The sequence below is a fragment of the Sporanaerobium hydrogeniformans genome (assembly GCF_002735925.1).
Lineage (GTDB): Bacteria > Bacillota > Clostridia > Lachnospirales > Cellulosilyticaceae > Sporanaerobium > Sporanaerobium hydrogeniformans.
The window spans coordinates 44,087-55,448 of sequence record NZ_PEDL01000020.1 but is presented as its reverse complement, the minus strand read 5'-3'; the positions used below and the strand labels follow the sequence as shown (position 1 = coordinate 55,448).

8 protein-coding genes are annotated in these 11,362 nt (G+C 35.9%); all 8 read right to left on the bottom strand.

Translation table 11 applies throughout. From position 1 onward, the window contains the following. Nucleotides 1–335: 335 nt before the first annotated feature. The 8 genes from CS063_RS14545 to CS063_RS14510 all read right to left on the bottom strand — a co-directional run bounded on the left by CS063_RS14545 (nt 336) and on the right by CS063_RS14510 (nt 11,275). A complete protein-coding gene (locus tag CS063_RS14545) occupies nt 336–1,271 on the bottom strand; it encodes a copper amine oxidase N-terminal domain-containing protein (RefSeq protein WP_180270813.1) in 936 nt (311 codons plus the stop codon). A gap of 87 nt (nt 1,272–1,358) precedes the next feature. Beyond that, nucleotides 1,359–2,150: a response regulator transcription factor gene (locus tag CS063_RS14540; RefSeq protein WP_099450426.1), complete on the bottom strand. Its 792-nt coding sequence runs from the start codon at nt 2,148–2,150 to the stop codon at nt 1,359–1,361. Between the two features lie 139 nt (nt 2,151–2,289). Continuing rightward, nucleotides 2,290–3,165, bottom strand: a complete 876-nt coding sequence (locus CS063_RS14535) for a carbohydrate ABC transporter permease (RefSeq protein WP_099450425.1) — start codon at nt 3,163–3,165, stop codon at nt 2,290–2,292. 11 nt (nt 3,166–3,176) lie between these two features. Then, on the bottom strand, nt 3,177–4,064 hold the full coding sequence (locus tag CS063_RS14530) for a carbohydrate ABC transporter permease (RefSeq protein WP_099450424.1): 888 nt from the start codon (nt 4,062–4,064) through the stop codon (nt 3,177–3,179). A gap of 74 nt (nt 4,065–4,138) precedes the next feature. Then, nucleotides 4,139–5,491 carry an ABC transporter substrate-binding protein gene (locus CS063_RS14525; protein ID WP_330401023.1) on the bottom strand — a complete coding sequence of 451 codons (1,353 nt, stop codon included), beginning with the start codon at nt 5,489–5,491 and terminating at the stop codon, nt 4,139–4,141. A 75-nt stretch (nt 5,492–5,566) separates the two neighbouring features. After that, nucleotides 5,567–7,345: a sensor histidine kinase gene (locus tag CS063_RS14520; RefSeq protein ID WP_099450422.1), complete on the bottom strand. Its 1,779-nt coding sequence runs from the start codon at nt 7,343–7,345 to the stop codon at nt 5,567–5,569. A gap of 105 nt (nt 7,346–7,450) precedes the next feature. After that, complete coding sequence (locus CS063_RS14515) at nt 7,451–8,863, bottom strand: phosphoglucomutase/phosphomannomutase family protein (RefSeq protein ID WP_099450421.1); 1,413 nt, start codon at nt 8,861–8,863, stop codon at nt 7,451–7,453. A 21-nt stretch (nt 8,864–8,884) separates the two neighbouring features. Further along, nucleotides 8,885–11,275 carry a GH36-type glycosyl hydrolase domain-containing protein gene (locus CS063_RS14510; RefSeq protein WP_099450420.1) on the bottom strand — a complete coding sequence of 797 codons (2,391 nt, stop codon included), beginning with the start codon at nt 11,273–11,275 and terminating at the stop codon, nt 8,885–8,887. Nucleotides 11,276–11,362 lie beyond the last annotated feature (87 nt).

The following is an 11,362-nucleotide window of genomic DNA, read 5'->3' as shown; positions in this document are numbered from 1 at the left end:
CACAGTGCAGAGCAAGAAAGAAGGCTTTTCGCAGGTTTCCTCCACAGACTTTCGCAAAGTCTTGGTGAAGGCCTGTAGGCTGTCTTTAGGGACGTTATCGCAAGCGTTCTTCTTGCGATAGGTAGGACCGTTAGTCTACAGGACTGAGCCTAGAGTTTGCCAAGGCGAGGACCCAGAAACCGGAGAAAAGCCTTCTTTCTTGCGGCCGCGCAGGCACCCCTTCTTTTTCTTGACTTTTAGGATGTTAAGAGTACCTCGATAAACTGAAATTTATATACAAATAATTCATTTTTCAAGAAATATTAAAAAGAGAAATTCATTTTCAACGTACTCAATTATCCTACTATAAAGACAGATAGGAATAGGTAAGGGTCATTTACATCTACTTTCTTTACTTTAATCCCCGATGAATACATTACAAAAAAGAGATTCCCATTATATTTATCAAACAAAATATCATATGCCCCAATTGTAAATTGATAATATCTTGAAACTTCACCTAAATACATCATGCGTTCAATTTCTTTTTCAATTCCTTTAAATTCTTCATCAAAACGATTAGACTCTTCTCCAGAACTTTCTAGATTTGCTCTCATTTTTTCTGCAAAATGAATAAGCCCTGTATAACATACTTCTTTTGTTTTTTTCAGAGCCTCTTCTTTAGAGATGGTTTCATCAGACATTTTTGTATCGACCAGAATATTAGGAAATGCCCTAATGAGTGTATTTGTGGGTGTTATCGGCATCTGAGTATTATAATAATAGGTAAACGGCTCTTTTAGTGGTTTTCCATAGGTTATATGAGCATCAAAATTCTCTCCAATAAAACGTATTGGTACATAAGTCCTCTCTTTATAAAGGATAGGCATCTGATCTAACTGAGTTACCTGATTATTAATCATTGCTTCTTTTTGATTAATGGTGAGTATTATTTGCTTATCTCCTTGTGAAATATGAACTGTTTGAGTCGGTTGATCCCAACTCACATCATATCCCAACACCTCACTTATCACACGTAATGGTACTAGCGCTCTACCATTTCTAATAATGACCTCATCTTCTGCCACACAAGTTCCATTGATAAATAGTACAGGTTGCCCCTCTACTACATTTCTTGTTGTTCCATCTTCAAGGCGAATAGATTCCCTATCATAGCTCCCTACTGGATTTCCTGGTTCAATTGTCTTAGCTACAGTGCCTTGTGAAATGAACAAACAACTACTAATCAATACTATCCTACATAATATATTTTGATAAATTTTTCTACCCATACTCATTTCCTCCTTAGGTGAATACCTCAACTAAAATAAGTATACTATATCCCCAAGCCTTTATTAAGTATATTTATAATATTCTTATTAGTTTCTCCCTAACACTGTGTTACGATACTGATTAGCAGAAATACCTTCTACCTTCTTGAACACCCGAGAAAAGTGTGCCACATCTAAAAAACCTACTTCATCTGCAATATCCCCAATACGTAGTTCCGGATTCTCTAGTAGCTTTTTAGCTTCTTTTATTCTCACATGATTTAGGATTTCAGAAAAGTTTTGTCCTGTGTGCTTATTAAGCAACTTACTTAGATACCACTGACTGATGTAAACCTTATTCGCTACGTCAGAAAGCTTTAGCTTGCTCATATAATTTCCTTGTATGTACTCTAAAGCATTTTTTACAATAAAACTGTTTGCCGAATGGTCATCTTGTAAAATCTCTTCCTGAGACTCTTTAGTTATTGTTTCTTTCTCTTCTCTTACCTTCTTACTTTTATAATAACTATCTAGATTACTTACCATTAACCCTATTGTTTCTTCCATTTCCTCCATCTTCGATGGCTTCAAAAGATATCTTCTGACACCTAACTCAATGGCTTGCTGTGCATAATCAAAATTTCTATAGCCTGTTAATATGGCAATTTCCATATTAGGAAATTGCGCAATTATACTGGCTATCATCGTTAAACCATCTATAGGTGCCATGCATATATCTGAAAAAAGAATATCTGGCTTTTCTCGCTGAATAACCTCTATCCCCTCTCTCCCACTTCCGGCTGTTTCTACGACTTTACATCCCCATTTACTCCAGTTAATACTTCTTTTTAATCCTTCAACAATAATTGGTTCATCATCAATTATAACTACCTTGTACATTTGAGACCCCCCACCTAGTTGTATTTTGTACATATTTAACAAAACACTTACTCTTATAATATAGCATATTATAAAAGTAAGTGAAATAACCTTCCCTATTTCATATACAACCTAATTGACAGGATAGCTTTTCTTTTTATCATCCTTTTACAGCACCTGCGGTCATACCTTTAATAATGTATTTTTGTAAGCAAATATACACAATCATAACTGGAATAACTACCAGCGTAACAGCTGCTGCCATAAGTCCATAATTAGTTCCTTCCATAGAAGTTAACTCGTTGAGTAAGCGGGTAATAGCCCATTGATCCTTAAGTCGTAAAGTAAACATTTGTGTGAATAAATCGTTATAGCTCCATAAAAAAGAGAAAGTCCCTACAGTTGCAAATGCAGGTTTAGTAAGGGGCATAATGACCTTAAAGAAAATCTGATAAATATTACACCCTTCCATATAAGCTGCCTCTTCTAATTCAATGGGTAACCCCCTTATAAAGCCTGTTAAGACCACAATCGAGAAGGACATGTTCCCTGCTATTTGAGGAAGTGCTGTTGCCAGTAAGGATAGCCATACATTGTTGGTATTTACAATCCCCCAGCTATTCATTAAGCGAAATACTGGAATAATCGTTGAGAATGCCGGAAACATCATCCCTGCTAATACTAGAGACTGAAGAAGTTTTTTACCTGGAAATTCATAGCGTACCAAAATATAAGCTGCAAGTCCTGCAAATAAAATAACTACAGCTGCTACTGTACAAGAAATCACCAAACTATTCCGATAAGCCCCAAATATATTTACACGTTCAAAAGCTAGTTGATAGTTCCCTAGTGTAAACAATTCTCCTACTGGCAATTCAAAGGAACGAGATATAATAAATCTTCTATCTTTAAAGGAATTAAGAACCACCCATATAATCGGGTAAATAGTCGTTAAGGCCCATATAGAAAGAGCAATATAAATAAAGCATATAGATAGTTTAAATTTCGATTTTCTAGTTAGTGTCCCTTTATTCATATTTCTCCCTCCTAATAATCCTTTGCTTTAAAAATCATATTAACTGTTTGAGATAGAATAATCCCTAATCCAACAATTAGTACTGCAATAGCTGAACTATAATCAACATTTGAAGCGTTAAAGGTTTGATAATACATATAGGTTCCCGTTAGCCATGTATTTCCATAAGGTATGCCTTTGGGGAACATTACCCATGGCAAATCAAATACTTTAAGTGCACCTGTCACTGCTAATATCGCGCAGGTACAAAGGGTATTATGGATAAGTGGAATGGAAATAAAACGTATTTTTTGCCACTTAGAGGCTCCATCAATAGCTGCTGCTTCATAAAGCTCTTCATCTATCCCATTTAACCCTGTCACAAGAATAATGAAATAAAAGCCTACATATTGCCATGTAACAGGAATAAGCATCGTCATTAAAGCATGCCCTTCATCCTTCCAGTCAATGAGTTTAGCTATCCCAAATAATTCTAAAATTTGATTTACCATTCCTTTGTCATAAAGGAAAATCAGGTTAAAAAGCAATCCCAAAGCTGTTGCTGAAACAACAATAGGGAAGAAAAAAACAATCCTAAAAAATACCGTACCGTATTTAATATTATTAATAAGTAAAGCTAAAACAAGTGCTATGCCTACCTGTCCAACCACTGTAGCAATCGTCATAATAAGTGTGTTTTTAAAAGCAGTCCACATATTGGGATCTTTAAACATGTCTACATAATTTCCATACCATGGAGTATTCCAACCTGTTGCTGCTGCTCCTAGTCCTGTTATGTTCTGAAAGCTATTAATGATATTTTGAACAAAGGGATAATAAAGAAACACGAACATGAACCCAAAGGCAGGTAGCAAGAAAAAGATAATTGGCTTTTTGTTTTTATATATGTTTGCTCCCATTAATCCACCCTCTTTATTAAGAAAACCGGAGAAGCTTTATTCATCTCCGGTTCCTATTATTCTTCAAATCTATCTTATTTACCTATGGCATCAAGTACTTGTGTCACTGCAGCTGGAATCTCTACTTTACCTGTTACCAAGTTGGGCATACCATCAAAAACAGGGACTCTTGCTTCTGTTGGGATTTGATCTTGTACAGCACCTGCCATACCTGTTGCTCCCTTTACAAGTTCAAGACCTGACAGCGCAAGTGAAGAAAGTGCACTTTCATCTACCTTTACACCATTCTTTAATGCTGTTGCAGATACACCTGCAAACTTTGATACCATTTCATCAGAAGTCATATATTTTACAAAATCTACAGCTGCTGCACGTTTTTCTGGGTCCTCCCAAGCTTTTGTCGTAATATAATAACCAGAAGAAAGCCCACCAATAATATCTGTTGATTTACGATTGTTTTTACCTGGTACATAAGTTACAGTAAAATTATCAATGGAGTCTGTCATACCTTCAATTCCTCCAACCTTCCAAGAACCATCGATAAGGAAAGCTGCTTTTCCATCTACAAACATCTGAACCGTTTCATCATCTGTACCTGTGAGAGTATTATCTGGGAAAAAGCCCTTTTCATATAAAGCTTTAATATCATTTAAGCCAGAAACCCAAGCTTTACCATGCTTATCCTCTACACTTGTTGGAAGAATATTGTGTGTAGCTGGATCTAGGTAATTGTAAATAGAAAACTCAAACCAGTAATGTGGTACAGTCGCCAAAGAGGCTGCAATAGGAGCATAACCTGCATCTTTAATTTTTTGACAAATAGCAAGAAACTCATCCCAAGTTGTTGTGGCATCTGGAATTTTCACTCCAGCAGCTTCACATACTGATTTGTTAACGAACATTCCTTCCCAATAACCATTTACTGGTACGGAGTAATTTTTTCCATCTACTGGTGAAGCACCCATCATCCCTTCTTTCATGTTAGAAGCATAATCTGGATATTCACTTCGAATAGTATCAATCGAAACAACTTTACCTGCTTTTACAAAAGCATTCGAGTCAACTCCATTAAAAAAGAAGAGTACATCCGGTTCTGAACCTGTTTCAAAATCTGATAAAATACGTGCCTTAAAGGTTTCATCCGAAGTAGCTGATGCATCATTTACTTTATTACCTGTTTTCTCAGTCCAGCTCGCCACTGCTTCTTTGAAGTTGCCCGCGTTACCATCATTTCCTGCATAAGTAGTTGTTACATTCAAAGTAACAGGTCCAACAGCTTTTGGCGTTTCTGGCGCAGTTGACGTTGCTGGTGCTTTGCTCTCGCTTGATGGTGCTCCTTCACTTGCGGTCTTGCCACCACATGCTACTAATGAAAGTGCTATAGTTGATGCTACTATTAAACTTACTATTTTTTTAATTTTCATCATTATACCCCCCTATGAATTATTTAGATATTTAAATCACTTATCTTAAGATTATGATAACCTAATTTTAATTTCAGGTTAATGATTGGTATTGCTATTTATTGTATTTTGTTGTGATAAGCTTTCACATTTCAGTAATATTGTACTACAAGTGTGGTTATCTTCTCCTTTTTTTATAGTTAAACCGCTTTCTTCTCCATAGATAATCTTCAAACGTTTATTCACATTGTATATTCCTAGATTAAGTGAACCTTTCTCTGCTTTATCTTGTTGATCATTAAGTAAAGCCTCTATTTTTGCAATATCTTGCTTGTTTAAGGTTCCACTATCTTTTATTTCAATTACCAAATATTCATCCCTTTGATAGATATTTAAAAATACTTCTCGCCTTCCATATTCGTCCATACCATACTCCACAGCATTTTCCATAATTGGCTGTATAATAAGTCGCGGTATTTGAACATCTAATAAATGTGGCTCCACTTCCTTATAGAATTTAAACTTATCCCCAAAACGCTCTCCTATAATATATAAATAGGCATCAATATACGTTAGTTCTTCCTCTAAGGAGATAAGGGATTCTTTCTTACGATTCATTGTTGCTTCTAACATAACAGACAAGGCTTCAATCATTAAGCTTACTTTACTATTTCCAGCAATACGTGACTCCCAATTAATGATTTCTAAAGTGTTGTTTAAAAAGTGTGGGTTAATTTGAGACTGAAGTGCCATAATATTAGCATCCCTAAGTGCTAGTTCTTCCAAATATATTTTTTGAAAAAGATTTTGTAGTTTATCTGTCATGCGATTAAAGGTTTCTCCTAAATAGCGAAACTCTGTATTTTCTTTGATAATAGGTAAGCGTATGTCAAAGTTTCCTTTCTCAATTTCATGAGAGGCCTTAACCAAATAACCCATAGGTAAAGTAATGTTCTTATGAAAAAAGTAAAAAATCATTACCATAAGAGGCAACATAAAGAGCACAAAAATAAAGAACAAATAGGTAATAGCTTCACTTTCATTTATAACCCCTGCCTTATCCAGTTTAATAAAATACTTAAACTGTTGTCCCTCTACCTTAACAGCCATCATAGTCAGCATTTCCTTGTCATCGTAAATATACGGTTCTGAGCTTAAGGGGTGATTTAAATAAATCTTATAACTCTCTAATTGTACCGACGAAGCAGGCATAAGAGAGTGTTCTTCTATATACACCATACTCTCTGTATACCAAGCAATACTTGAAAGATTTTCAAACAATGCTTTTGTGTTAATCTCCATAGTTAGTACAGCAAAAGGTGTGTAGTTAGGTGTTACCATATTTCGTATCAAATAAAGCTTACCATTAATAGTAATAAATTTAATTCGTGTACCTAACTCTTTTGCTTCTTTATGAACAATTTTTTGAGCACTATTTTTAAAATCCCCTACACTTCCATAGGTAGCTCCTGCTACATTGCTATAGGTATAGTAAACAATATCAGGATTATCCACAAAATAAAGCATAGCACTTCGGATAACATCATTGTATCTATATTGCTGATTTAAAAACTGAGTAATCTCGTTATAGAATTGTTGGTAATTAGTATTCTCCTTGTACTCATAATAACTCTCTCTGATGGTATTACTATAAGAAGCATTTTTAGAAGCAATAATGGCATTATTGATCTTGTTAGTACAGCTATCTACTGCTCGTTTGGTCGAAACCAAAATGGTTTGTTTAATTTGTTTATTATTTTTATTAGCTACAAGAATTAACATACTAATAGATAAAAGCATTAGTGGAAATAACCAACCTGAAATAAGCATATGTATCATACGCCACTTTAGTTTCCCCCTTTTTACCTCTTTTTCCATTCTACCCACCTCTTCTTATCCCTTTATTTCATACAAAAACACGCCTTAAGAGCACTAATATTTACTCTCTTAAGGCGTGTTTTTAAGTAGAAACATATTTACTTACTATAAGTTTAAAAATGTCTCATATATTTCACAAATCTTTGCTGCTTCCTCTAAGGTAGGCATTTCACAAAAGATACGTAGGAGGGGTTCTGTTCCTGAAAAACGACAAATCACCCAGCCACCATTTTTAAAATACACTTTACTACCATCTTTATAGGAAATCTTCTCAATAGGATAAGGAAGTTCAGGCAACTTTTGCTCAGCCATTAAGGTAGTATAGATAGCCTCTTTCTTCTCTAAAGTAAATTTATAATCTCTCTCCTCCATATATATACTACCACATTCCTCTTCAATATCTTCAATTATTTCTGAAAGTTTTTTATTTGTCACTGCAATCATTTCCACCAAGAGAGTTGCTGCATAAATGCCGTCTTTACCATTGATGTGTCCTCTCACTGTAAGTCCTCCTGAAGACTCACCACCAATAATGGCATCTGTTTCATTCATCTTCGCTGAGATGTGTTTAAAACCTACCGGTACTTCATAGCACTGTTCTCCAAATCGCTGTGCTACCTTATCAAGCATATGGGTTGTTGCAAGATTTCTTACAACGGGTCCTCTCCAGCCTTTGTACTTAACAAGATAATAATACAGAAGTACTAATATTTCATTGGGATGTAAAAACCTTCCTTTGTCATCTATAATACCGATCCGGTCTGCATCGCCATCTGTAGCAATGCCCAAATCATAGCCCCTCTCCACAACGCGGTTTCTAAGCGCCTTCAAAGTAGCTGCTGAAGGTGAGGGAAGCTTCCCCCCAAATAAAGTATCATGCCGTTCATGAATGGTATCTACCTCACATCTGGCTGTTAGTAAAATCGTTTTTAAAGACGTTTCACTTACACCATACATAGGGTCTAAAGCAATTTTAAGCCCCCTTTGGCGAATTGCCCGCATATCTACTGCATCTATAATATTATCTAAATACTCATTAAGAGGATAAATCTCCCTAATCTGTCCAGTTCTCACTGCTTCCTCGTACTCTAATTCTTTAATCTCTTCTTGCTTAACTGCTTTTGCATAATTTTCGATAGCATTGGTTTGCTTTTCGTCTGCATCACGACCGCCTGCTGTAAACACTTTAACCCCATTATAAATGGCTGGATTATGGCTAGCTGTTATCATCATTCCGTAAGGATAATCATACTTCATTACATAAAACATAATGAGCGGTGTAGGTGAGGATTTATTAATTAAGTAAGCTGTAATCCCTTCTGCTGCAAAAACTTGTGCTGCCCATCTCATAGCCTCTTTGGATAAAAAGCGTCTATCATAGCCTAGGACAATTCCTTTAGTCTCTATTTTTTCTTCCTTCATCTTATTACTAAGTGCTTTAGCTAGTAATTGAATATTAGCCTTTGTAAATTCATCTCCTATGACTGCCCGCCAGCCACCTGTTCCAAATGTAATCACCTACTCACATCCTCTCTTTATTTATCCCATTTTAACGCTCACTTGATATTTACTCCCTAGCTCACTTTGCTCAATACGCTCTACCCTATGACCATCTAAGTAAATTTCTTTTACTCCTTTCATAACACCTTTAGGATTTTCTACTGCAATCTCATAAGTTGCTCCGCGCCACTGCCTAGTGATATAAAAAGACTTCCAATCTGCTGGTATACAAGGATCTATTTCTAAATAGTCCCATTGTGGCCTGATGCCTAAAATATATCTTGTTGCTGAAAAGTAAGCCCAGCCACCTGTTCCTGTCATAAAAGGATGCCTTGCACGCCCAAAACCTGTATGGTCTTTTCCTATAATAAATTGACAATAAGAATAAGGTTCTGCTTCACGTATTTCAATCTTATCATTCTGGTAATACGGACATAAAGCATTATAGTAAGCCATTGCCTTATCTCCCCTGCCTAATAGACATTCTGCTGCCCATGCCCATGGATTAGGATGGGAGAAGATGGCCCCATTTTCCTTAAGTCCTGGATAAACTCTTGTTACAAAACCAATAGTATCATCTGGTATGGTATATGAAGGTGCATTGAGCATAATACCATAGGGAGTAGAAAGATACTTTTCAACATTGTCCATAGCCTGCTTACCTTTTTCTCTATCTGCAGCACCTGATAACACTGCCCAAACATTGGATTCAAGATGAATCTTCCCTTCTTTATCTTCGGTTGTCCCAATTTTCTTACCGTTTTTAGTAATACCACGTATAAACCATTCTTTATCCCATAAGTGGGTATTGCAAACCGTTTTTACTTTGTGTGCAAGTGCACTATAACTTTCTACATCTTCTTTTTTACCTAGATGCTTGGCAAGTTCTAAGAAGCTATTAAGTGCCCAATAGTGTAAAAAAGACACCATAGCACTTTCCCCACCACCTAAATTGAGACAATCATTCCAATCCGCTCGAAGTCCCTTACAAATCCCCGTTTGACCAACCTCTCTTGCCGAAAAATCTAGAATCTTCTTCATATGCTCATAAACGCTTCCTTTACCTCCATCTGCATAAGAAAATTCTGCCTGTGAAAAAGAAAAATCCCCTGTTTCCTTTATATATTCCACAATAGCTGCAACAAGCCAAAGTGCATCATCTGAACAAGCATCTTCTAACCCATGGATCCTATCCTTTTTATTAAACTCTGGAATAACAGTAGGTGACTTAAAAGGCTTTGCTCCTTTGTTTTCTTCAAACCATTCCGGCTCAAATAAATGAAGTCCATACCCTTCTGATACCAGTCCTTTTAAGAGCTGTTCAATTCGCTCTTTACACTTATCAGGATTCGAATGTGGGATTGTCATGGCATCTTGTGCTGTATCTCTATAGCCTAACCCTGTCCGACCTCCTACTTCAATAAAAGATGCAAAACGCGAAAACATAATATTGATTTCTGCTTGATAAAGTGTCCATGTATTAATAAGAGTGTTCATCCCCTCATTAGGGGTATGTATTTGAAGTTTATTGCATTTGTTTTCCCAGTAAGCCTTTAAATCCCTATATACCCTATCTACTTCCTCTAAATCGCTATACTTTTCTCTTATTCTCCTCCCCTGCTCACGATTCCCTTCTCCTAACATAAAAAGAAGTCTGATTTCTTCCCCAGGCTGTAAAGTAATATTTTTTTGAAGTGCACCACAGTGATTATTTCCTAACTCGTAAGAACCGCTACACTGACCATTTATAACAGCAACTGGATTATCTTCTGTGTGATAGAGCCCTAAAAATTTATCACGCAAGCAGTCAAAACCATCTGGTTCAAAATTTGAAGTAAAGTACTGATAGCCAAATTCTTCATAGAATAAGTCATGCTCAATAATTCCCTCCTCATAAGAAGATCCTGCACAATACATACTCATTTGAAAATTTTGATTATCTATCATAATATGATGAAAAGAAAATTCACAATAGGAAAATAAACTTAAGTTCCGAGCTACTATATCTTCATTTTTAAGCTTAACATCCCAAAGCTCCACATCGTCATGGATAGGGACAACTAACGTTTGAGAAGCTTTTATTTTACTATAATCGCATTCATATGTTGTATAAGACATCCCATGACGGCAAGTATACCTAGCTTCATCTAAGGCTTTTGCTACTGGTTGCCAAGAAATCGTCCAGTAATCCTTTGAATCATTATCTCTTACATACACATAATGTCCTGGTCTATCCATAGGAATGCTATTTCCACGAAATCTTGTCACTCGATGATATTCGGGTGTTTTATAAAACATATAGCCACCTGCTGTATGATTAATAACAACACACGTATTTTTAACACCTAAATAATTTGTCCAAGAGGTAGGTAAATCTACCCTATCAATAACATATTCTCTTCTCTCATTATCAAAATGTCCGTACTTCATGTATTAGCCCCCTTTATTTTACTTTACCTTTTTATGGCTATCTTAAGGTCATTATAAAATGCAAGGCATTCTACTGTATATAGATAA